The sequence below is a fragment of the Clostridium lundense DSM 17049 genome (genome assembly GCF_000619945.1).
In the GTDB taxonomy this organism is placed as follows: Bacteria; Bacillota; Clostridia; order Clostridiales; family Clostridiaceae; genus Clostridium_AO; species Clostridium_AO lundense.
Genome location: NZ_JHVC01000006.1, coordinates 264,366 through 286,128, shown reverse-complemented (window position 1 = coordinate 286,128; position 21,763 = coordinate 264,366). Strand labels below are relative to the sequence as shown.

23 protein-coding genes, 1 tRNA gene, 1 rRNA gene and 1 riboswitch are annotated in these 21,763 nt (G+C 28.6%); of the genes, 21 read left to right on the top strand and 4 right to left on the bottom strand.

Annotated elements, in window-relative coordinates; translation table 11 throughout:
• Positions 1–6 precede the first annotated feature (6 nt).
• The 6 genes from rrf (at position 7) to T514_RS0108765 (ending at position 2,856) form a co-directional block, all read left to right on the top strand.
• Positions 7–123 (top strand): 5S ribosomal RNA (gene rrf, locus T514_RS0108790).
• Positions 124–128: 5 nt separating this feature from the next.
• Positions 129–203: transfer RNA gene (locus tag T514_RS0108785), tRNA-Asn, on the top strand.
• 212 nt (positions 204–415) lie between these two features.
• Complete coding sequence (locus T514_RS25660) at positions 416–1,492, top strand: LiaI-LiaF-like domain-containing protein (protein ID WP_027624438.1); 1,077 nt, start codon at positions 416–418, stop codon at positions 1,490–1,492.
• A 2-nt stretch (positions 1,493–1,494) separates the two neighbouring features.
• Positions 1,495–2,040, top strand: coding sequence for an RNA polymerase sigma factor (locus T514_RS0108775; RefSeq protein WP_027624437.1), 546 nt, complete (start codon positions 1,495–1,497; stop codon positions 2,038–2,040).
• Positions 2,016–2,351 carry a hypothetical protein gene (locus T514_RS0108770; protein ID WP_027624436.1) on the top strand — a complete coding sequence of 112 codons (336 nt, stop codon included), beginning with the start codon at positions 2,016–2,018 and terminating at the stop codon, positions 2,349–2,351. Before T514_RS0108775 ends, T514_RS0108770 begins: the two co-directional genes overlap by 25 nt.
• Positions 2,344–2,856 (top strand): hypothetical protein, encoded by a 513-nt coding sequence (locus tag T514_RS0108765; protein WP_027624435.1) that lies wholly within the window; start codon positions 2,344–2,346, stop codon positions 2,854–2,856. The genes T514_RS0108770 and T514_RS0108765 overlap by 8 nt, the downstream gene beginning before the upstream one ends.
• Positions 2,857–3,020: 164 nt before the next feature.
• On the opposite strand, the gene T514_RS0108760 is transcribed toward T514_RS0108765, so the two are convergent.
• Positions 3,021–3,878, bottom strand: a complete 858-nt coding sequence (locus T514_RS0108760) for a ComEC/Rec2 family competence protein (RefSeq protein ID WP_027624434.1) — start codon at positions 3,876–3,878, stop codon at positions 3,021–3,023.
• 150 nt (positions 3,879–4,028) lie between these two features.
• Between T514_RS0108760 and T514_RS0108755 the strand changes: the two genes are divergently transcribed.
• Positions 4,029–4,748, top strand: coding sequence for a lysophospholipid acyltransferase family protein (locus T514_RS0108755; protein ID WP_027624433.1), 720 nt, complete (start codon positions 4,029–4,031; stop codon positions 4,746–4,748).
• 121 nt (positions 4,749–4,869) lie between these two features.
• Here the strand turns inward: T514_RS0108755 and T514_RS0108750 are convergent, their stop codons facing one another.
• Positions 4,870–5,184 carry a hypothetical protein gene (locus T514_RS0108750; protein WP_156939849.1) on the bottom strand — a complete coding sequence of 105 codons (315 nt, stop codon included), beginning with the start codon at positions 5,182–5,184 and terminating at the stop codon, positions 4,870–4,872.
• Between the two features lie 71 nt (positions 5,185–5,255).
• Here T514_RS0108750 and T514_RS25655 point away from each other — a divergent pair, with 71 nt between their 5' ends.
• From T514_RS25655 to T514_RS0108690, 12 genes are all read left to right on the top strand, one after another.
• Positions 5,256–5,708 (top strand): hypothetical protein, encoded by a 453-nt coding sequence (locus T514_RS25655; protein ID WP_051541953.1) that lies wholly within the window; start codon positions 5,256–5,258, stop codon positions 5,706–5,708.
• A 192-nt stretch (positions 5,709–5,900) separates the two neighbouring features.
• A complete protein-coding gene (murQ, locus tag T514_RS0108740; RefSeq protein ID WP_027624431.1) occupies positions 5,901–6,827 on the top strand; it encodes an N-acetylmuramic acid 6-phosphate etherase in 927 nt (308 codons plus the stop codon).
• 422 nt (positions 6,828–7,249) lie between these two features.
• Positions 7,250–8,056, top strand: a complete 807-nt coding sequence (locus tag T514_RS0108735; protein ID WP_027624430.1) for an ABC transporter substrate-binding protein — start codon at positions 7,250–7,252, stop codon at positions 8,054–8,056.
• 262 nt (positions 8,057–8,318) lie between these two features.
• Complete coding sequence (locus T514_RS0108730) at positions 8,319–9,125, top strand: ABC transporter substrate-binding protein (RefSeq protein ID WP_027624429.1); 807 nt, start codon at positions 8,319–8,321, stop codon at positions 9,123–9,125.
• Between the two features lie 36 nt (positions 9,126–9,161).
• On the top strand, positions 9,162–9,809 hold the full coding sequence (locus T514_RS0108725) for an amino acid ABC transporter permease (protein WP_027624428.1): 648 nt from the start codon (positions 9,162–9,164) through the stop codon (positions 9,807–9,809).
• 18 nt (positions 9,810–9,827) lie between these two features.
• Positions 9,828–10,559: an amino acid ABC transporter ATP-binding protein gene (locus T514_RS0108720; protein WP_027624427.1), complete on the top strand. Its 732-nt coding sequence runs from the start codon at positions 9,828–9,830 to the stop codon at positions 10,557–10,559.
• A gap of 145 nt (positions 10,560–10,704) precedes the next feature.
• The gene (locus T514_RS0108715; RefSeq protein ID WP_027624426.1) at positions 10,705–11,901 is read left to right on the top strand and encodes an argininosuccinate synthase; all 1,197 of its coding nucleotides are present in this window, start codon (positions 10,705–10,707) and stop codon (positions 11,899–11,901) included.
• A gap of 169 nt (positions 11,902–12,070) precedes the next feature.
• Entirely contained in the window at positions 12,071–13,387 is a 1,317-nt protein-coding gene (gene argH / locus T514_RS0108710; RefSeq protein ID WP_027624425.1) for an argininosuccinate lyase, read from the top strand.
• 236 nt (positions 13,388–13,623) lie between these two features.
• Positions 13,624–14,745, top strand: coding sequence for a hypothetical protein (locus T514_RS0108705; RefSeq protein ID WP_027624424.1), 1,122 nt, complete (start codon positions 13,624–13,626; stop codon positions 14,743–14,745).
• 430 nt (positions 14,746–15,175) lie between these two features.
• Positions 15,176–16,543, top strand: a complete 1,368-nt coding sequence (locus T514_RS0108700; protein WP_034868587.1) for an alanine/glycine:cation symporter family protein — start codon at positions 15,176–15,178, stop codon at positions 16,541–16,543.
• Between the two features lie 44 nt (positions 16,544–16,587).
• Complete coding sequence (gene glsA / locus T514_RS0108695) at positions 16,588–17,505, top strand: glutaminase A (RefSeq protein WP_027624422.1); 918 nt, start codon at positions 16,588–16,590, stop codon at positions 17,503–17,505.
• Positions 17,506–17,590: 85 nt separating this feature from the next.
• Positions 17,591–17,767, top strand: a riboswitch (Lysine riboswitch).
• A 197-nt stretch (positions 17,768–17,964) separates the two neighbouring features.
• Entirely contained in the window at positions 17,965–19,686 is a 1,722-nt protein-coding gene (locus T514_RS0108690) for a Na+/H+ antiporter NhaC family protein (RefSeq protein WP_423219348.1), read from the top strand.
• Between the two features lie 200 nt (positions 19,687–19,886).
• Here T514_RS0108690 and T514_RS0108680 read toward each other — a convergent pair whose 3' ends face one another.
• Together T514_RS0108680 and T514_RS0108675 are read right to left on the bottom strand one after the other, a co-directional pair.
• Complete coding sequence (locus T514_RS0108680) at positions 19,887–20,096, bottom strand: DUF378 domain-containing protein (protein WP_027624420.1); 210 nt, start codon at positions 20,094–20,096, stop codon at positions 19,887–19,889.
• Positions 20,097–20,207: 111 nt separating this feature from the next.
• On the bottom strand, positions 20,208–20,675 hold the full coding sequence (locus tag T514_RS0108675; protein WP_423219347.1) for an Lrp/AsnC ligand binding domain-containing protein: 468 nt from the start codon (positions 20,673–20,675) through the stop codon (positions 20,208–20,210).
• Between the two features lie 127 nt (positions 20,676–20,802).
• Between T514_RS0108675 and T514_RS0108670 the strand changes: the two genes are divergently transcribed.
• Positions 20,803–21,150, top strand: a complete 348-nt coding sequence (locus tag T514_RS0108670; protein ID WP_034868583.1) for a hypothetical protein — start codon at positions 20,803–20,805, stop codon at positions 21,148–21,150.
• A gap of 230 nt (positions 21,151–21,380) precedes the next feature.
• Positions 21,381–21,761 carry a RidA family protein gene (locus T514_RS0108665; protein WP_027624417.1) on the top strand — a complete coding sequence of 127 codons (381 nt, stop codon included), beginning with the start codon at positions 21,381–21,383 and terminating at the stop codon, positions 21,759–21,761.
• Positions 21,762–21,763 lie beyond the last annotated feature (2 nt).

Below are 21,763 nucleotides of genomic sequence, written 5' to 3'. Positions count from 1 at the left end.
TCAGCATCTGGTGATTATGGCTCAAAGGTAACACCCGTTCCCATACCGAACACGAAGGTTAAGCTTTGAAGCGCTGATGGTACTGCAAGGGAGGCCTTGTGGGAGAGTAAGTCGTCGCCAGGTCATGTTCCGTGGTAGCTCAATGGTGGAGCATTCGGCTGTTAACCGAAGGGCTGGAGGTTCGAATCCTCTCCACGGAGCCATTTTTATTTTTTGAGCAATAAAGAAAAATTAATAGATAATGTAAAGTCTTGTATATGCAAGACTTTTTTTGTATTTGTTAATGAGTTAAAGAATTTCTAATGGGATGATATAAGAAATTAATATTTTCATTTATTATTTAAAAAACTGTGGGATTTTTAAAAGTAACTACGTCTAAATAAGTGAAAAGAAAATATTAGAAGGAGAGAAAATTATGAAAAAAGTTGGAACTTTCACCTCAGCTATAGGTTTTATATTTATTGGAGTATGGATGATATTAAGAAATGTTGATAAAGCTTTTTCTTCAGAGTTCTTTAAATGGTGGCCTATAATTATTATACTTTTTGGAGTAGAAATTATATTTTTATATGGAAGAAAAGGTCGAGAGGATAAGTTAGGGTTTAATTTTTTAGTTATTCCATTAATTATAATATTTCTAATAATCAATGCAGTTGTAGGATTAAGTAATAAGCTAGGAAAAGAAATTCATTTCATTAATGATGATATGAAAATAAATTTAAAAGATTTTAATATAAAATTTGATGATGCTAAGGAAATTAAATGTGAAAAAAATTTAGAAATATCCGGAAATAAACTTAATTTCACTACTAAAAATGGAGAGGTGAATTTTAAGAAGTCCCAAGATGGAAAAATAAAATTTGATCTAATAGTTTATGTTGATAAAAATCAAAATATAAGTAGTTATAATTTAAAAGAGGTTAGATCTAATGAAGAGATTAAAGTAGATATTAATGAAAGTTATGTTAGAGGGGTTAAAGGAGATATATATGTACCTGATGGATATAAGGTTATAATGAATATTAATAATATGAGATTAGAAAGTGAAAATACACTCTCTGCTGTGGAGTGGGATATAAAAGGTAATAATGGAATTTTAAAAATGAATGGTGGAAAATCTTTAATTCTAAATATGAATAATGGAAAACTTGATGGAAAAGATATTAAAATTGGCAAAGTAAAAGTAAGTAATGGAAGTATAGATTTTAAAGGAGATTTTCAAGAAGGGAATATACAAGTTGATAATGGTAAAGTAGAGATAGAAAATAAAATTTGTAAGAATATAAATGTGGGAGTAAATATAGGTACTGCAGAAATGAAAACTTCTGATGGAAATTTAGATGTTAATTTAGATGTATCTCAAGGAAAATGTAGTTTAAATGATGATAGTAGAGTAAATTCTGGAATAGTTAAAACTCTAGGAAGTGGTGCTGGAAAATTAAATATGAAGGTTAAGATTGGATCTATAAAGGTTAATAATCAGGAGTGGTAGGTTTGAATGATGAGGATATTATAAAAGGAATTAAGCAAGGGGATGAAAATAGCTTTATTACTTTAGTTAATAATTATAAAAATAAAATTATTTCTTTATGTTATTCCTTTACTTATGATTATCAAGAGGCAGAGGATTTATCTCAAGAGATATTTATAAACATATATAAAAATATTCATAAATTTAGACGAGAATCCTCTTTTTCTACCTATATTTATAAGGTTTCTATAAATAAATGTTTAGATTATAAAAGAAAGAAAAGTATAAAGGGACTATTGAAAGGGCTTTTTCATGCAGAAACTTTATATGCTGAAGAAGATTTAGATGAAAAGAGATATATAAGGAAATTGGTATGTGAACTTCCTGAGGAATTAAAGATACCAATTGTTCTATATTATTTTGTTGGACTTAGCCAAAAGGAAATAGGAGAAATTTTAAAGATATCAACAAAAACAGTAGAAGGTAGAATATATAGAGCTAAGGGTAAGTTAAAGAAAGTATTAGAAAAGGAGGAATATGATGTATGGGAGAAGGAAGAGGGAATGTAGAAGAGTTAATAAAAAACTGTTTTGACGAAATTAAACCTTCACAGGAATATAATGAAATACTATTAAAAAAGTTGAAAAAAGAAGAAAATATATTCAATAATAACATAGTATTGAGTTCTATTAGAAAGAAAAGTTATTCTACAGGATTAAGTTTGATTTTAACAGGTTTTCTTATGATTTTTATGTATACATCTAATATGCCTGATACTATTCTTAATTTGCAATTTAAAATTAGAAGTATAGTATGCCAAATAAAATATAATGGCGATGAAAATATAATTAAATTTTTAGGAGGTTGGTTTAGTGAATAGAAGAAATGGATTTTTAACTTTTGTAGCTGCCTTAATACCTGGAGTAGGATATATGTATTTAGGGCTTATGAGGAAGGGGTTAGAGGCACTGCTAATTTATATGCTTTTAATACCTGTATTTTCTATGTTAGGATTAGGATTTATAGGTGGCATTTTAAGAACAATTTTATGGTTTTACACATTTATTGACACGTTTAGTATTGCTAGAAGAATTGATATGGGAGAGATTATATTAGATTCTGACTTTTTTATTAGCAAGCTTTTAGATATGGGAAAAGCTAATTATACAGGTAATACTAGTGGTGGAAATTATAATGGAGATATGGATAAAAAAGTTTGGATAACTGTTGCCTGGGCTTTCATTATAATTGGTATTTTATCTATAGCCAATAAATTATTTATAGGCAATGAGATATATTATATTATAAAATCTGCTGTAAATAAATATTTCTTGCCTGTAGTTTTCATAGTTGCAGGAATTTGCCTTTTGATTAAAAGAAAATAAGAAATAATAAAGAGTAAATATGGAGGAGTTTCTTTACAAATATACAGAAAGTCTAAAATTTTAAATATAAGTGAAATTTTTTATAATGTTGATTATAAAAAAGATATATTTATTAATTTAAAGTTTTTCTGTAGTATCACTAGAAGAAAGTCCTTCTTTATTCTTCATTGTTCACTTTTCATTATAGAGTTACCATTACTTATTAATATTATATTGCCATCAATGTCAGTTCTATATACTTTAATGTTTTTATTTTTTAATTTATTAACAATCTTTTTATTAGGGTGGCGGAAAATATTCTTTTTTCCACAACTTATTATAGCTATTTTGGGAGATGTTTTTTCTAAAAATGAGTCTGTAGTGGAAGTATTGCTGCCATGATGTCCAAGTTTTAAAACGTCACATTTTAAATTAATACTGCCTTTTAACATTTCATTTTCACTTATTTTTTCAGCATCTCCTGTAAAAATAAAGCTAGTATAACCATAGGTTAATTTTATTACTACTGAGTGATTATTTATATTTTCATAACTAGTATTATTAGGAGCTATTATTTCACAAATTATATTAGGATGAATTTTAATTTTTTTACCAACTTTAGCTACTTGTATTTTTAAATGTTTTTTTCTAAGTTCAGTTACCATGCTTGTAAAACATTTTTCATTTACCACAACTTTGGGGCCATAGAAATTTTCTATATTAAAATTTTTTATTATACCAGCCATAGAGCCTATATGATCTTCATGGGGATGAGTTGCAATTACATGATGCAACTTTTTTATTTTTTGCTTTTTTAAATAAGTTATTAAATATTCTTCTTTTTCATGTGAACCAGAGTCAATGAGCATATTGGTTCCATTAATTGAAATTAAAATACTATCACCTTGACCTACATCTATGTAATGAATTTTTAACAAATTATTAGTTGTTTTTTTATTATTAAAGTTAAAAGAAGTACATCCTGATAAGCATAAAAACAAAGTAATAATTAAAAAGAAAGTAGAAGTTTTTTTAGTATTCATATTATACTCCTAAATTTTTTTATAGTTATTTTGTAGTCTATCCTTTAAAGGTGTTTTAAATCAAATGGCTATAAACTTATGCATTAATAAGGTCTTATGTGCTATAATAAAAATACATTTAAATTTCCATATGGATAGGAGAGAATATTTATGAAGAATTTTTTGTTATATTTAAAATACGCATCGTACATGTTTAAAACTATGTTAAAAAAGGGGAAAGTCAAATCTATAAGAGAGAAAAATGGAGATAAGGCAGCAGATGAATATATAAATAAAAATGTGTTAGAGTGGGCAGAATTTTTTGTGAATAAAGCAGGGGTAAAGATAAATGTAGAAGGCATTGAAAATTTGCCAGAAGGAAGCTGTCTTTATGTAGCAAATCATCAAAGTTTATTTGATATACCAGTAATACTAACAGCTACTAAAAGACCTATGGGATTTATAGCTAAAAAAGAATTAGAAAAAGTTAAATTAATAAGTGGATGGATGAAGGAACTTCGATGTGTATTTATGGATAGAAGTAATATAAGAGAATCTGTGAAATCTATAAATGAAGGTGTAGAAAATTTAAAAAATGGATATTCCATGGCTATATTTCCAGAGGGAACTAGGAGCAAAGATGGAAGCTTAGGGGAATTTAAAAAAGGTAGTATGAAATTAGGAATAAAGGGAGCAGTTCCTATAGTACCTGTAACCATTGATGGTACCTATAAGATTAGAGAAGGAAATAAGAAAAATGAAATTAAACCTGCTGAGGTTAATGTAATTATACATAAGCCTATAAATCCAAGCGAATTAACCAAAGAGGAACTGAATAATTTATCAGAAACAATAAAAGAAATAATAGGGGAAAGTTTAACTATATGGTAATCTATCAATAGATTCTTGGCTTCAGATGGAGTTTATTTAAAAGAAATATAAATCTCTGGCTGAAGCTTAGGATAATTTATTCAGAAGCATAGTGATAAAGATATAGTAGAGCTGGATTTTATTAAAGTTCAGATCTACTAGTTACAATTAAATCACTTAAAATTTCTATTTTATTTTCCAGACTTTTATTTTGGCTTTTTAAATATGATATTTCTTTATTTATATTATTATCTATGATTTTCAGTTCATTAACTTTATTCAATAAGTTATCTGTGGTTTTTAATTTTTCTTTTAAGATATTATCATAAGCATTTTTTATAATTGTTCCATTTCTTTTTAAAAATACAATTTTATTATTTACTTCTTTTATAATAAATTTAGATTTATTAGCTAATTTTTTTATAAATAGAATTAAGGTATCTAATATCTTTTTCATATATTCCAAGTTTTGCACCTCGCTTTAATAATCTATACAATAATTATAATATAAAAGTAAGGATGATACTAATGAATAAGGATAATTTAAATATTTTAAACAAATATTATGTTAAAAGAAATCAAAATAAGATTAAAGAGTTAGATATTAAAAATGAAAAATGTGAGAAAAAAATAAAAGATACTCAGCAAAGTATAGAGAAGAATGAACACATACTAGAAAAATTAAAAGAAGAAAATAAAGACTATAAAATTAAATATGAAAGGTTAAAACAGATATTTTATGAAAGAGGATTAGTTATAACTATCGTAAATAAAGGTTATAGCGTGAAAGAATGGGACAATCTTTATTTTAAAAAGAGATCTAATTTATTGGCTATATATTTAAAAGATAATGAAGAAGTTAAAATATTTAATAAAGAGATAACTCTAGTATTGGAAGAGCTATTACAGGGTAAGAACCATAGCCTTGTAGCTACAAGAGTTGACGAGAAATCTATAAAGGTTAAGTTACATATAAGATAAATAGAATTTCCATAAAAATATGAGCATTCATATAAGTACATTTATGATTGGCTCATATTTTTTATATTTTTCCTTGAAATAAATTTTTAAAAATAATTGTATACATTGAAAAAATATATTATCATATAATTATAATATTATAAATAAAAGTTTCAATATTAAAATTAATATAAAGAAACTGGGGGAGTTTATATGGAAGTAGAGAGGTTATCTAAACTTATAACAGAGGGGATAAATAAAAACACTGCAAATATAGATAGGGTTAATACTTATGATATGATAACTATGATTAATGAAGAGGATAAAAAAGTAGCATTTGCAGTGGAAAAAGCAAAAGAGGATATTGCCAAAGCTGTTGATGTGGTTTCAGAAAGACTTTTAAAAGGAGGAAGGCTTATATATATAGGGGCAGGTACTAGCGGTAGATTAGGTATTATAGATGCTTCAGAATGCCCGCCTACTTTTGGAGTAGATCATGATTTAATTCAAGGAGTCATAGCTGGTGGGAATTCTGCTATATTTAAAGCGGTAGAAGGAGCTGAAGATAGTGAAAAGCTAGGAAAAAAAGATTTAATGGATTTAAACATAAGAAAAGAAGATGTAATATGTGGTATAGCAGCTTCAGGAAGAACACCTTATGTTATAGGTGGCATGAAATATGGAAAAGAAATAGGTGCAGCGATAATTTCTATTACAATGAATACTGAAAGTGAGATGACTAGGATAGCAGATGTGGGCATTTCTGTAGTTGTAGGACCTGAAGTGATTATGGGATCTACAAGAATGAAGTCTGGAACTGCTCAGAAAATGATTTTAAATATGATAAGCACTGGTACCATGATAAAATTAGGCAAAGTATATGAGAATTTAATGGTTGATTTAAAAGCAAGTAACGATAAATTGATTGCTAGAGCAAAAAGAATACTTATGCTAGCTACTGGTATAAGTTTAGAAGAAGCAGAGAAACTTTTAAAGGAAACGGACTATGACATAAAATTAAGCATAGTTATTTCAAAAACATGTCTTCATAAAGAAGTATGTAAAACGCTTTTACAAAATAACAGAGGATATGTGCAAAAAGCTATTGAGGAAGGAAACAAATTTAGGGAAAGAAAATAAATAATAAGTTTTAAATAGTAAAGAATAAATGAGGAGTAAAAGACTTCTTGTTTATTCTTTCTTTATTTATTTATTTATTTATTTATTTATTTATTTATTTATTTATTTATTTATTAAAAAATTTTTATACTATAATAAAATATCTGATCTGCATAAAAAGTATGCATTTTATTTATGCATGTATGTATAAATATGCATGATATTATTAGAAAATTTAAAAAATAAAGTATATTCTAAATAGGATTTAAAATTACAAACGGTTACAATAAATACATGGGTACATTAAGGGTTTATTAAAGAAAAAAATACGAAAAACATAATATTTTTTTAAAAAAGGTATTGCATAATTATAGAATACTTTGTATAATCATAATAACAAATAACTAAACAATAAAAAAATAAAAGTAGGAGGAATTGGGGCTATGAAAAAGATATTAGCATTAGTTACAGCAGTAATTTTAACAGCAGGAACTTTTGTTGGTTGCAGCAGTGGAAATAAAAAGACAGAGGAAAGTAAAAATTTAAATTCCTTGGAAAGAGTAAAAAAGGATGGCGTACTTACAATGGGGCTGAATGATACGTATCCACCAATGGAATTTAGAGATGAAAACCATAATTTAGTAGGATTTGATATCGATTTGGGGCAGGAAATTGGAAAGAAATTAGGCGTTAAGGTTGAAGTTAAAACAAATGATTGGAAAGGCATTATACTATCTTTAAAATCTAAAAAATTTGATATGATATTATCTACTATGAGTATAACAGATAAAAGAAAAGAAGAAATAGATTTTTCTAAACCTTACATTGTTGGAGGACAGAGAATAGTAGTTAAAAAAGGGAATAATACTATTAAAGATGTGAAAGACTTAAAAGGTAAGGTAATAGGATGCCAGTTAGGTTCTACTGGAGAAATGTCAGCTAGCAAGATTGAAGGAATAAAGGAACTTAAGAAATATGATGGAGTTACTGAAGCGTTTAACGATTTATCAGTAGGAAGAATAGATGCAGTTATAGCTGATGGACAGGTAGGGGGATATTACTTAAAGAAAAGAGGAGGAGACTTAATACTCCTTGATGCAAAATTAACTGATGAACCTGTAGGAATTGGATTTAGAAAAGAAGATAAGGAACTAAGAGAAGCAATAGATAAAGCGTTAGATGAATTAAAGCAGGAAGGAACTCTTTCTAAACTATCACAAAAATGGTTTGGAGAAGATGTTTATAAATAATAATCATTCATAATTACAATTTAATGCAGACCCCTTTTTATAAATATTAATATATATGGCCCCTATGTGAGCTTTCCCATGGGGGCAACACCTTTGACAGTGGTCAGATTATAAATACCATAAAAGAGATGATGTTAAGGGGAATGCTTGTAAGTTGTAAATTTAAAGCATTAATTATTAAATAAGATTGATTTAGTGAAGGGCAAAGAAAGTCTTAACTCTTCACTAATAAAATAATATTTATAAAGGGGAGAAAATAATTATGAAAAAAGCAGTATCAGTTTTATTAAGCCTTGTACTTGTAGGAACATTGTTTACAGGGTGTGGTAGTTCAACTAAAAAAGGTGAAGAAAAGAAAAATGTTAGTACTTTGGAAAAAGTAAAGGAAGCAAAAAAGATAAGAATAGGTCTTGAAGATACTTATCCTCCAATGGAATTTAGAGATAATAAAAATGAATTAGTAGGATTTGATATTGATCTTTCAAAAGAAGTTGCTAAGAAGCTTGGTGTAGAAGCAGACTTTGTAATTACTGAGTTTGGTGGATTAACAATGGCTTTAAACTCAGGTAAATTTGATATGGCAGCATCAGCTATAAGTATAACTGAAAAAAGAGCAAAAGAAGTAGATTTTACAAAACCTTATGCTAAAGGTGGTCAAGTAGTTATAGTTAAAAAAGGTAACACTTCAATAAAGACTGAGGGAGATTTAAAAGGTAAGGTTGCAGGATGTCAGCTTGGAACAACAGGAGAAGAAGCAGCTAAAAAGATACAAGGATTAAAGAATTTGAAAACTTATGACAAAGCAACTCAACCATTTCAAGATCTTGAAATAGGAAGAATAGATGCAGTAGTAGTAGATGAATTTGTTGGAAGATATTATTTAGCAAAACAGCAAAATAAATTTGATATAGCAGTAACTTTAAATCAGGAACCAATAGGAATAGCTTTCAAAAAAGGTGACAAGGAATTACAAGATGCAGTACAAAAGGCAATTGATGAATTAACACAAGATGGAACAATGTCAAAGTTATCTATTAAATGGTTTGGAACAGATATTTATAAAAAGTAGAAAATAAAGGTGTTTATAAAAAGGGGGACTGGAGCTTTGGATATGAATCTTTTAAAGGAAATAGCTCCTATATTATTGAAGGCAAGTGGAAAAACAATTGAATTAACAATTATTTCAGTAATATTAGGAAGTTTAATTGGTATAATAGTAGCGTTATTAAAATTGTCAAAGAATAAAGTTATTTATGCAGTAGCTTCATTTTATACATGGATTATTAGAGGAACTCCTATGCTGTTACAATTATTCTTCTTCTATTATGGTTTACCTTTTATGGGAATAGAATTAGAACCAATGACAGCGGCAATAATAGGATTAAGTTTAAATTCTGGTGCTTATATGGCGGAAATAATAAGAGGTGGTATACTAGCTGTAGATAAGGGACAGTTTGAAGCTTGTAAAGCATTAGGCTTTACCTATGGTCAAACTATGACAAGAGTAGTATTACCTCAAACAGTAAAGGTATTGATACCTCCTGTAGGAAATGAGTTCATAACTATGCTTAAAGATACATCATTAGTTTCTGCAATAGCTATGGAAGAACTTATGAGAGCAGCTCAGCAAATATATTCAGCTAATTTTAGACCAATGGAGCCATTCTTCATTGCAGCTTGTATATATTTAGCATTAACTACAGTTTTCACAACTCTTTTCGCTATTTGGGAAAAGAAAGTATCTAGATACTAAAATTAGGAGGATAAGTTTATGTATATGATTGAGGCTATAGATGTAACAAAGAAGTTTCATAATTTAACGGTTTTTGAAAATTTAAATGTAAAAGTAAGTAAGGGAGAAGTTCTTGTTATAATAGGGCCTTCTGGCTCAGGAAAAAGTACCTTCCTAAGATGCTTAAATCATTTAGAAACTATAAATAATGGGAAAATAATTATAGAAGGAGAAGAGTTAGATCCTAAGAATAAAACTCTTCTTAGAAAAGTAACAACAAAAATGGGAATGGTTTTTCAGAACTTTAATTTATTTCCACATATGACTGCCTTGGAGAATGTAATGGAAGCTCCAGTTACAGTTAAAAAGGAAAATAAAGAAGAAGCAAAAGCTAGAGCAGAAATGCTTTTAAAAAAAGTAGGATTAGGAGATAAAATGGATTATTATCCATCAAAACTTTCTGGAGGTCAAAAGCAAAGGGTTGCTATTGCAAGAGCCTTAGCTATGCAGCCAGATATAATGTTATTTGATGAACCAACATCAGCATTAGATCCTGAACTAGTAGGGGAAGTTCTAAATGTTATGAAAGAATTAGCTAGTGAAGGAATGACTATGGTAGTGGTAACTCATGAAATGGGTTTTGCTAAAGATGTGGCAGATAGAGTAATCTTTATGGATGGTGGAAAAATAGTTGAGGAAAATACTCCACAAGAAATATTCACTAATCCAAAGGAAGAAAGAACAAGAGAATTTTTAAAGAAAGTACTTTAGTAAGGTTATAGGGCATGGATAATAGATATTATAAAAAGATTTAACTATACCTATTGTCTATAATCTGTGCTCTATGGTCTAAAAATAGAAGTATAGAGTTCAAAATATTGTAAATATTTTTAATAATATAAGGGGGCTTTTAATTATGAGTAAAGATAAAGTTGTATTAGCATATTCAGGAGGACTAGACACATCTATAATTATTCCATGGCTTAAAGAAAATTATGATTTAGAAGTTATAGCAGTTTGTATAGATGTAGGCCAGGATGATAATATGGAGGAAGTTAAAAATAAGGCTATAAGAACTGGAGCAGCAAAAATATATGTAGAAGATTTAAAAGAAGAGTTTGTAAAAGACTACGTTTTTAAAGCTTTAAAAGCTAATGCATTATATGAAGATAAATATATGCTTGGAACTTCTCTTGCAAGACCATTAATGGCAAAGAGATTAGTAGAAATTGCACAAAAAGAAGGAGCAAAGTATATATGTCATGGATGTACTGGAAAGGGAAATGACCAAGTAAGATTTGAAGTAGCAATAGCTTCTTTTGATCCTTCAATACAAATAATTGCTCCATGGAGAATATGGGATATTAAATCAAGAGAAGATGCTATAGACTATGCTCTTTCAAAGGGTGTAGAGGTTCCTGTAACAAAGAAAAAAATATACTCTGTTGATAAAAACATATGGCATGTAAGTCATGAGGGTGGAGAACTAGAAAATCCAGAGAATGAACATAATGCAGAAATGTATTCTACAGTAACATCACCGGAAAAGGCAAAAGATGAATCAACTTATGTAGAAATTTATTTTGAAAAAGGTATTCCAACTAAAGTAAATGGAGAAGAGCTTAATGCAGTAGAAATTGTAACTGTTTTAAATAAAATTGGGGCAGAAAATGGTATTGGTGTAGTTGACATAGTTGAAAACAGACTTGTAGGAATGAAGTCTAGAGGAGTATATGAAACACCAGCAGGAACTATACTTTATGAAGCTCATAGAGAACTTGAAAGATTAACTTTAGATAAATTAACTTATCATTATAAGCAAGGAATTGCACATAAATATGGTGAAATTGTATATGATGGTTTATGGTTTACAACATTAAGAGAAGCTTTAGATGCATTTGTAGATACTACTCAAGAGAATGTTACAGGTACAGTTAAATTAAAACTGTATAAAGGAAATGTAATGAATGCTGGAATATTTACAGAAAATGCTCTTTATGATGAAACAATATCTTCCTTTGGAGCTAGTGAGCTATATAGCCATAAGGACTCAGAAGGATTTATAAGACTATTTGGCTTACCATACAAGATAAAAGCACTAAAAAACAAGTAATGAAGAGTAAAGAGTGAATAGAGAAGAGTAAAGGAAGCTATTTTTAACTAGTTAAAAAATAGCAAAAGAATTTAAATATTTGCTTTTTCTTAGCTTTACTGAGAAAAAGCTTCCATTACTTTTCATTTTTCACTCTTAATTCTTAATTAATAAAGGGACGGTGTAGTGAATGAAGCTTTGGGGCGGAAGATTTAAAGAAGAAGAAAGTAAGCTTATGGAAGATTTTAATAGTTCATTAAGCTTTGATAAAGAGTTATATAAACATGATATAAAAGGTAGCATAGCTCATGTTAATATGTTGGCTAAATGTAGTATTTTAACTAATGATGAAAAAGATCAAATAATTAAAGGATTAGATTCTATTTTAAAAGATATAAATGAGGGGCGCTTATTAATAGAAGGGGACTATGAAGATATACATAGTTTTGTAGAAATGAATTTAATTTCTCGTATAGGAGAAGTGGGCAAAAAGCTTCATACAGCTAGAAGTAGAAATGATCAGGTAGCTGTGGATTTAAGGATTTATGCTAAAGAGAAGGCATTAGATGTAGTAGAAGCTATTGAAGAACTACAACAAGCCATTATAAAGCTTGGAGAAGAAAATAATGTACTTATGCCAGGATATACACATCTTCAAAGAGCACAAGTGGTAACTTTTAAATATCACATTATGGCTTATTATAGTATGCTTCAAAGGGACAAAAAGAGAATGAAAAATGCCATAGATATTATGGATGAAAGTCCGTTAGGATGTTGTGCATTAGCAGGAACTACTTATAGTACAGATAGAATGTTTACTGCTGAAGAACTAGGCTTTAAGAAACCAGTAGATAATTTTATGGATGGTGTAAGTGATAGAGATTTTGCAATAGAACTAATAGGGGATTGTTCTATTGTGATGATGCATTTAAGTAGATTAAGTGAGGAACTTATACTATGGAGTAGTAAAGAGTTTGATTTTATACAAATAAGCGATGCATATTCTACAGGTAGTTCTATAATGCCACAGAAGAAAAATCCTGATGCTGCTGAATTGATTAGGGGAAAAACTGGTAGAGTATATGGAGACTTAATTTCTTTACTTACTACAATGAAAGGTATCCCTCTTGCATATAATAAAGATATGCAGGAGGATAAAGAAAGATTTTTTGATGCTGTAAATACTGTTTTATCCTGTTTAAAAGTTATGACTGGTATGTTATCTACACTAAAAGTTAAAGGGAAAAATACCTTAAAGGCTGTTAAGAAAGGATTTTTAAATGCTACAGAAGCTGCAGACTATCTTGTTAACAAGGGTATGGCTTTTAGGGATGCACATAAGGTCATAGGAGAAATTGTTCTTTACTCAGAAGAGAATAGTAAGGCTATAGAAGATTTGAATTTAGATGAATTGAAAAAATTTAGTAGTCTATTTGAAGAAGATGTATATTCGTTTATAGATTATGAAAATACATTAAGCAGAGGAATAAAGAAGGAAATAAGGTAAGGAAACCTTCTATATTGAAGAAAAAAATCATTAATATTAAATAAAAGGCAGTTTCATTATATAGTTATTTTAATTAAAGCTATTAGTGAAAGTGCCTTTATTTTTATCTAAAAATAATATTTTGTATATTAATAAAATATTGGCAAAAGAATTAATAAACATAAACGATAACATAACTAGAAAATTATATAATATATGTAAAATAAATATTTTATCACATGGAAGGGAGAGGAATTATGAATATCAATAACATTTCTAGAGCAAATTTTCAAAATAACTTTATAGAGATAAATCTTAAACATAGTAGTATGAAAAGCATAGGTGCTCAATCTCATAGTAGTATGGAAAATGTGAGTGCTAAATCTAATAATGGAGATAATTTAGAAATTTCAAGTACAGCCGTTTCAAAATATGAGTTTTCTAATAGATTAAAGGAAGCTTTTAAGAATGGAAAAGAAGATGGAAAATTTATTGAAAATGTGGCCAATGAATATATGAAGATTAAGCAGGAAATTAAAGGAGAAAACTGTTCAGAAATTACAAAAGAAAATATAAATATGCTAGATGAAACTTTGAAGGATGTTATAGATTATGGTGTAGAGGAAATATCTAATAAATTTGATGCTTTTTTTAATTATTCATCAAATATGTTATCTGTTTATGGTATGAAAACAGATGAAGAAACATTTGATAAAGAAGAATTTAAGAAGAATTTAGATTCTTTAATGAATAGTGTAGTAGATACAATAAAGAGTTCACCAGATAATATAAAAAAAGAAGATTTAAATGAAAAAATAAATTCAATTTTATCATCAAAAGAAAATAATGGCTCTTTAGAGAAAATGGGATTTGAAGATATAAAGAAAGTAGACTCAATTTTGAGCAAGTTACCTAGGCTTTCTTTTTCTGATAGCATTGATGGAATAAAAGATATTATAAAAAATTATAGAAAAGGTGCAGATAAATTAATAGATTCATCGGATCTGTCAGATAATATAAAAGAGAACCTAAAGAAATCTGTAAGAAAAAATGTTAGAGCTTATGGAAAAGTATCAACATATAAACATGTAATGAATAATTATAAAGATGAACTAGAAAAGCTAATGAGCTTATATGCTTCTTTATCAAGTCAATATGATAGTTTAGAAAAAGATATTAAAAAATGCATGAAAGAAAACAACTTGAAAATGATAAAATCTTTATTAAAAATGCAGATGAACTTACAAAAAGAGATGAATAATTTAAAAATAAGGATAGACAAGGAAGGAAAAGAAAAGGATAGTCTAGAAAATAATCCAGATAGCATAGAGGGTACTGAAGAATTTAAAAAGGTAAGTGAAGCTTTTAATGAAGAATAAAAAGAAATTTAATTTAAGAAGAAATATTTCTAAAATTGCATAACCAAATTTAAGTAAAAATAGATTTAAACAGCATGTTATATATGCTGTTTTTTTTATGAAACTAGATAAATTAAGCTATTAGGCTTATATGATGATAATTACAAATTTAATTTAATTTAATTATAAATATATAAAAAAGTTTAAAATATGCCAAAAAAATATGTAATTTATAATAAAATTTTATTATGAATAATGAATTATTAAAAAAAACCTTTACAAATTGATGAATTATAAATTTGAATAATTGATTTTTTAAAAAGTGATATTTGAGAAAAGTTGAACAATTTACTTATGGGAAATATAATGTAAATAGTTAATGGTGTGCACTTTTAATCTAAAAAAGAAACGATTACATATATTAGAAAATAGGAGCATAGGAGGAAATGCAATGGCGGTAATGCAAAGTATAACAAATTTTTTATGGGGATGGCCATTAATAATATTAATATTTGGTGTATCCTTAATATATAGTTTTGAACTTAAGTTTCTTCAGTTTAGAAGATTTGGTTTTATAATGAAAAACACTTTTGGTAAGATATTTGAGAAGAGTACTTCAGGAGAAGGAACAGTAACACCTTTTCAAGCAGTTTCAACAGCTTTGGCTGCAACACTTGGAGTAGGTAGTATTGCAGGTGTTGGAGTAGCGGTTGCAATAGGTGGTCCGGGAGCAGTTTTCTGGATGTGGGCAGTTGCTTTTATAGCTATGATTACTAAATTCGCAGAAATTACACTAGCCGTTAAATACCGTGAGAAAAATCCTGAAAATGGTGAATTTCAGGGTGGACCTATGTACTACATAAAGAATGGTTTAGGTAAAAAATATAACTGGGTATCAATAGCATGGTCTGTAGTATTTACATTTATGATGTTTATAGGTGGATTTGTTCAATCAAATTCTATGGCAGAAGTTGTATATGAAAGCTTTAAGGTTAATAAAATCACAATTGGTATTATACTAGCAATTATATCTGGTATAGTAATTATAGGTGGAATAAAAACAATAGGAAAATTTGCTGAAAAGGTAATTCCACTTATGGCGGTTTTATATGTAGGAGCTAGTCTTATAATTATAGCTATGAATGCAGCAGGAATAATTCCAGCATTTAAAAGTATATTCCACGATGCATTTACAGGTAGTTCAGCAGTAGGTGGATTTGCAGGAGCTACAATAATTGCCGCAATGAGAAATGGATTTGCAAGAGGAATTTATTCAAATGAATCTGGTATGGGAACAGCACCAGTTGCTCACTCATCAGCAACTACTTCATATCCAGCAAAGCAGGGAATATGGGGATTATTCGAAGTATTTATGTCATCAGTAGTAATTTGTACAATGACAGCTCTTGTAATACTTACAAGTGGAGTATTAGAAACAGGAAAAGGTGGAGCCGCGTTAACAGCAATGGCATTTAGAAATTCCTTAGGTTTTAGTGGAGACATAATAGTAACTATATGTATAGTATTGTTTGCATTTACTACAGTACTAGTTGATGGATATTATTCAGAAACTGGACTAGTATATACAATAAAAACTACTAAATTCTTAATTCCATTTAGAGTTGTATATTGTTTAGGATTAATCGTTGGAGCAGTAGGTGGACTTCAGGTTATATGGGGACTATTTGATTTCTTTATGGCTTTTGAGGTTATTATAAATCTTGTAGTACTTTTAAAACTTAGAAAAGATGTTGTTTATGAAACTGAAAGATACTTTAACAGTGATGAGGTTAAAGGAAGTATGGAAAAAGCTAGCTAGAAAATAATTGACATTTAAACATTTTATATAGAGAGGACAACTATATGAAGGAGTTATTAAATAATATAATAGAAAGTAATAGAAGATATACAAAGCAGGGAGAATTAGCTGCGTATATACCGGAACTTACAAAAGCAAATAAAGATGCACTAGGAGTATGTGTTACTACTCTTGATGGACAAGAATTTTGTGCTGGAGATTGTGAAACGAAATTTACTATTCAGAGTATATCAAAAGTTATATCACTTATTATAGCCCTTATGGATAATGGTAAAGAAAAGGTTTTTTCAAAAGTTGGAGTTGAACCTACATCAGAGGCTTTTAACTCTATAACAAACTTAGAAACAAAGAATCTACATAGGCCATTGAATCCAATGATCAATGCAGGAGCTATAGCTATAGTTTCACTTATAGAAGGCGAAAATTCAGAGTGTGTATTTAATAAAATTTTAGATTTTACAAAAAAGATGACAGGAAATGAAAACCTACATATAGATGAAAATATCTATAGAAGTGAAAAAAGTACAGGTGATAGAAATAGATCATTGGCTTATTTTATGAAAAGTACAGGTGTTATTACTAAAGACATTGATGAAGTTCTAGATGCTTATTTTAGACAATGTTCCATAGAAGTAACTTGTAGAGATATTTCAAGAATAGGTGCTGTTTTAGCTAACGATGGTGTTATACCTTGGAATGGTGAAAAGCTAGTTCCTAAGGAAATTGCTAGAATAGTAAAAGCTATCATGACAACTTGTGGTATGTATGATGAATCAGGAGAATTTGCAGTTAATATTGGATTACCTGCTAAATCTGGAGTAGGTGGAGGAGTAATGGCTGCGGTACCATCTAAGTTAGGAATAGGAGTAGTAGGACCAGCTCTTGATGATAAAGGAAATAGTTCAGCAGGTATAAAGGTATTAGAGGATTTATCAAAAAAGTTAAATTTAAGTATATTTTAATTTTAAATTTTTATTAAAATTAAAATAATTTTAGAAAATGTTGATAAATTTCCTTGTATATGATATAGTTGTATACAAGTGAATATTTAAAGATAGAGGTGCAGTGTTTAATAGTACCTACACAGATGTAAGCAGGATGAAGTGTAGAGAAAGGAAATATTGCCGAAGTATACAGTTAATGCTTTAAGACTGTGTAACTGGTTTTAGTCCATAATATGGGTAAGACTGTCACAAAGGTATTTTGTGGAGAGCTATCATTCAACAGTGCATACACATACATATATCAGTGTATACAAGCCCTTGAGTGAAAAGCTTAAGGGCTTTTTTGTTATGATGATGGACTCTTTCTCCTAAAAGATCATATTCACTTATTTAGTTAAACTAGTGTTTAACGAATAAAAATGAGGGGGAGACAAGATGAAAATTACAAAAAAAACTTTTATTTTAACAATTTCTTTAATGTTTATCTTTTTATTTACAACTACTGTTTTAGCAGCAGAACCAGATGCAGCTACATTAAATTCTCAGAGGTTCGGGATACTAACGATATTACCACCTTTTGTGGCTATAGTATTGGCATTTATAACTAAAAATGTTGTTCTATCACTTTTTTTAGGAGTGTTTTCCGGAACTTTTTTAATACAATTATCAGGACATAGTGTTCTTAATGCTATTTTACATGGATTTTTAAGTGTAATAGATAATTTGAGAAATTCTTTAGCTGATCCATGGAATGCAGGTATTATACTTCAATGTATGACTATAGGTGGACTTATAGCATTAGTTTCAAAAATGGGTGGTGCAAAGGCTGTAGCTGAAAGACTTGCCCAAAAAGCAAAGAGCCCAGTAAGTGCCCAAATAATAACCTGGATTTTAGGATTATTTGTTTTCTTTGATGATTATGCCAATTCTCTTATTGTAGGACCAATAATGAGACCAGTATGTGATAAGATGAAAATTTCAAGAGAAAAGTTATCTTTTATAGTAGATTCTACAGCAGCTCCAATATCTGGTATAGCTTTAATATCTACTTGGGTAGGATATGAAATAAGTTTAATAAAGGATGCATATTCTTCAATAGGTGAAAATGTTAATGCTTATGGTCTATTTGTACAAACCATTCCATATAGATTTTATAATATATTAATTCTTGTATTTATTGTTGCATCAGCATTAACTTTAAGGGAATTTGGTCCTATGCTTTTAGCTGAAAGAAGAGCAAGAACTACAGGAAAGGTTTTAAGGGATGGTTCAAAGCCTATGGTTTCTTCTGAGGCAACTAATCTTGAACCAAAGGAAGGAATTAAATTAACAATATGGAATGCTATAATTCCAATAGGTGTGTTATTAATAGGCGCTTTTGCAGGATTTTATTTTAATGGATATAATAGCATAATGGGTGGGGAAGATGAGACATTAAAGGCTTTATTTATAAACAGTCCAGCTTCTTTCGCAGCTATAAGAGAGGCTTTTTCAGCATCTGATGCTAGTATAGTTTTATTCCAGGCAGCATTATTTGCAAGTATAGTAGCTATTATAATGGGGCTTTATCAGAAAATATTTACTTTAGGAGAAGCCATAGATACTTGGATTGAAGGAATGAAATCTCTTGTAATTACTGGAGTAATATTACTTTTAGCATGGTCATTAAGTTCAGTTATTAAAGAACTTGGTACAGCAAAGTTCTTAGTTACTGTACTTTCAAATTCTTTACCAAAGTTTATTTTACCATCTATTATATTTATTATGGGATCAATTATTTCATTTGCTACTGGAACTTCTTATGGTACTATGGGAATACTTATGCCACTTACAATACCTTTAGCACATGGTATAGGTGCAGGAGATCCTCATTATGTATTAATAAATGCAAGTGCAGTGCTTACAGGTGCAATTTTTGGAGATCATTGTTCTCCAATCTCAGATACAACAATATTATCATCAATGGGTTCTGCATGTGATCATTTAGATCATGTTAAAACACAAATGTGGTATTCCTTAACTGTAGCTGCTATTACTATCGTATTTGGCTATATACCAGCAGGATTTGGTTTACCAATTGTTATAGTATTACCACTATGTATGGTGGCAACTGTATTAAGTTTATTTATATTTGGAAAATCAGTAGAAGTAGCTGATGAAAGTAATTTATTTCATAAAAAGGTTGCAAATGTGAATTAAAATAAAAAAAGAAGTGTTGTTTTGACAACATTTCTTTTTTTATTTGACAGTTGGCAGAGGACAATTGATAGTTAAAGATAATTTTTATATCTTGATCTAAATAAAATCTTTAATTTAGTAAATTCTTTTATGCACATAAAAACTTCTTCATCTGTGCTTCGTACTCTGCTATCTGTACTTTAAAAAAGTGTAAAGCATGTTTATTTAACATCCCTAACTTCTCTATCTCTTCCCAAGAATGAGATAGCATAAAGTCCAGCTATTCCAACAAGAGCATAAATAACTCTAGTAAAAGCGGTCATAGTTCCAAAAAGAGCAGCTACTAAATCAAAGCTGAAAAATCCTATTAATCCCCAATTTATAGCTCCTATAATAACTAATACAAGTGCAGTTGCATCTAAAGCTCTCATATTTATACATCTCCTTTACTAATTTAATTATGTTAATATATTTATATTTTTGCCAATATTTTAAAAAATATAACCAATAAAAAAATTCAAACCTGTTTGGTTTGAATTTTTTTATAGCTTTATGTTTCTATCCAATTTTTGAAGTAGACATATTACAGTGGAGGTACTTTGAACTCCTTCAATAGTTTGTAATTTTTCAGCTAATAACTTTTGAAGATGGGATATGTTTTGACATATGACTTTTAGAAAAATTGAATATTGACCAGTAGTATAATATAACTCTATTATTTCTGATATTTGTTCAAGTTTTTCGGCTACATCGGTTAAATAAGATGCTTTTTCTAGATTAATTCCTATAAAACAACATATATCATAACCAAGTTTGGCAGTATCGATTATAAGTTTAGATCCCTTTATTATACCTATTTCTTCCATTTTTTTCATTCTAACATGTATTGTGCCACCACTTACATGACATTGACGAGCAATCTCTAAAAATGGAGTTCTAGAGTCCTTAAGCATTATGCTTAATATATCAATATCAAGTGAGTCTAACTGTTGACTTTTAGTGAATTCCACAAAAATCACCCCTGTAAATTTAATGTGATATAATTATTATACAAAATAAATTTAAATTATTGTTGATATATTTAAAAAAATATACAATAATATATAGTAGGCTTAATTATGAAAGGGGGAAATATGTATGTCTTGGCTTTATTTTGCGAAACTGTTAGTTTTTTCATTTGTAGTAATAATAGCTTATAATCTTTTAAAAGTCTTTGTATTATCAAAGTATAAACCTAATAAGTGGATTATATTTGCTATAGCCATAGCAATTTTAACAACTCCAACAATGATTAAACCAGGATTTAATACTACTATAGGTGGTATGGTAGTTTCAGGAGTATTTGTTGTATTAATCCTATGGTTTATGGACTTATTTAATGATGATAGATTGACTACAAAAAATAAAAAGAATGATGTAAAAATTAAACCTAAGGCAAAACCAAATAGAGCAAAAAATAATAAAGAAGATGAGAAAAAAAAGTAAAATAAATTTAAAAGACATTGGAACAAGATAACCGATGTCTTTTTATATTAAAGGAGTATAAGTAAAGGTTATAAAAATTTATTCATTTAAATTGCTATAACCTTTACTTATACTTTTTTATTAAATTTATATAAAAATTACTTTAATAAATAAAAAAGGATTTTTGGATTTTGTGGAGAATAAACAAAATTAAGAAAATTATATAAATTGTATTTTTAAGGAGAGAAAACATGAAAAAAGAAATTATTCATTGTAAAAAGGCAGCACCAGCAAGAGGACCTTACTCACATGCAGTTAAGATTGGAAATTTAATTTTTGTATCGGGAAGAACACCTAGTGATCTTAAAACTGGAGAATTAGTAGATGATAATATTGAAAATGCCACAAGAATTGCACTTGAAAATATAAAAGTAATACTTGAAGATGCAGGAGCTTCTTTGGAAAGTGTAGTAAAAACTACGGTATTTTTAAGAGATATGAATGATTTCAGTGCTATGAATGAAGTTTATGCAGAATACTTTAAAAATGACACGCCAGCTAGATCATGCATACAGGTAGCTAAGCTTCCGAGAAATGCCATGATTGAAATTGAAGTAATAGCAACAGTATAAAA

What these genes read in the sequence shown, in the direction of transcription:
- T514_RS25660 (WP_027624438.1), top strand. Translation starts at nt 416, where the DNA reads ATGAAAAAAGTTGGAACTTTCACCTCAGCTATAGGTTTTATATTTATT.
- T514_RS0108770 (WP_027624436.1), top strand. Translation starts at nt 2,016, where the DNA reads ATGGGAGAAGGAAGAGGGAATGTAGAAGAGTTAATAAAAAACTGTTTT.
- T514_RS0108760 (WP_027624434.1), bottom strand. Translation starts at nt 3,878, where the DNA reads ATGAATACTAAAAAAACTTCTACTTTCTTTTTAATTATTACTTTGTTT.
- T514_RS0108755 (WP_027624433.1), top strand. Translation starts at nt 4,029, where the DNA reads ATGAAGAATTTTTTGTTATATTTAAAATACGCATCGTACATGTTTAAA.
- T514_RS0108750 (WP_156939849.1), bottom strand. Translation starts at nt 5,184, where the DNA reads ATGAAAAAGATATTAGATACCTTAATTCTATTTATAAAAAAATTAGCT.
- T514_RS25655 (WP_051541953.1), top strand. Translation starts at nt 5,256, where the DNA reads ATGAATAAGGATAATTTAAATATTTTAAACAAATATTATGTTAAAAGA.
- murQ (WP_027624431.1), top strand. Translation starts at nt 5,901, where the DNA reads ATGGAAGTAGAGAGGTTATCTAAACTTATAACAGAGGGGATAAATAAA.
- T514_RS0108735 (WP_027624430.1), top strand. Translation starts at nt 7,250, where the DNA reads ATGAAAAAGATATTAGCATTAGTTACAGCAGTAATTTTAACAGCAGGA.
- T514_RS0108730 (WP_027624429.1), top strand. Translation starts at nt 8,319, where the DNA reads ATGAAAAAAGCAGTATCAGTTTTATTAAGCCTTGTACTTGTAGGAACA.
- T514_RS0108720 (WP_027624427.1), top strand. Translation starts at nt 9,828, where the DNA reads ATGTATATGATTGAGGCTATAGATGTAACAAAGAAGTTTCATAATTTA.
- T514_RS0108715 (WP_027624426.1), top strand. Translation starts at nt 10,705, where the DNA reads ATGAGTAAAGATAAAGTTGTATTAGCATATTCAGGAGGACTAGACACA.
- argH (WP_027624425.1), top strand. Translation starts at nt 12,071, where the DNA reads ATGAAGCTTTGGGGCGGAAGATTTAAAGAAGAAGAAAGTAAGCTTATG.
- T514_RS0108705 (WP_027624424.1), top strand. Translation starts at nt 13,624, where the DNA reads ATGAATATCAATAACATTTCTAGAGCAAATTTTCAAAATAACTTTATA.
- T514_RS0108700 (WP_034868587.1), top strand. Translation starts at nt 15,176, where the DNA reads ATGGCGGTAATGCAAAGTATAACAAATTTTTTATGGGGATGGCCATTA.
- glsA (WP_027624422.1), top strand. Translation starts at nt 16,588, where the DNA reads ATGAAGGAGTTATTAAATAATATAATAGAAAGTAATAGAAGATATACA.
- T514_RS0108690 (WP_423219348.1), top strand. Translation starts at nt 17,965, where the DNA reads ATGTTTATCTTTTTATTTACAACTACTGTTTTAGCAGCAGAACCAGAT.
- T514_RS0108680 (WP_027624420.1), bottom strand. Translation starts at nt 20,096, where the DNA reads ATGAGAGCTTTAGATGCAACTGCACTTGTATTAGTTATTATAGGAGCT.
- T514_RS0108670 (WP_034868583.1), top strand. Translation starts at nt 20,803, where the DNA reads ATGTCTTGGCTTTATTTTGCGAAACTGTTAGTTTTTTCATTTGTAGTA.
- T514_RS0108665 (WP_027624417.1), top strand. Translation starts at nt 21,381, where the DNA reads ATGAAAAAAGAAATTATTCATTGTAAAAAGGCAGCACCAGCAAGAGGA.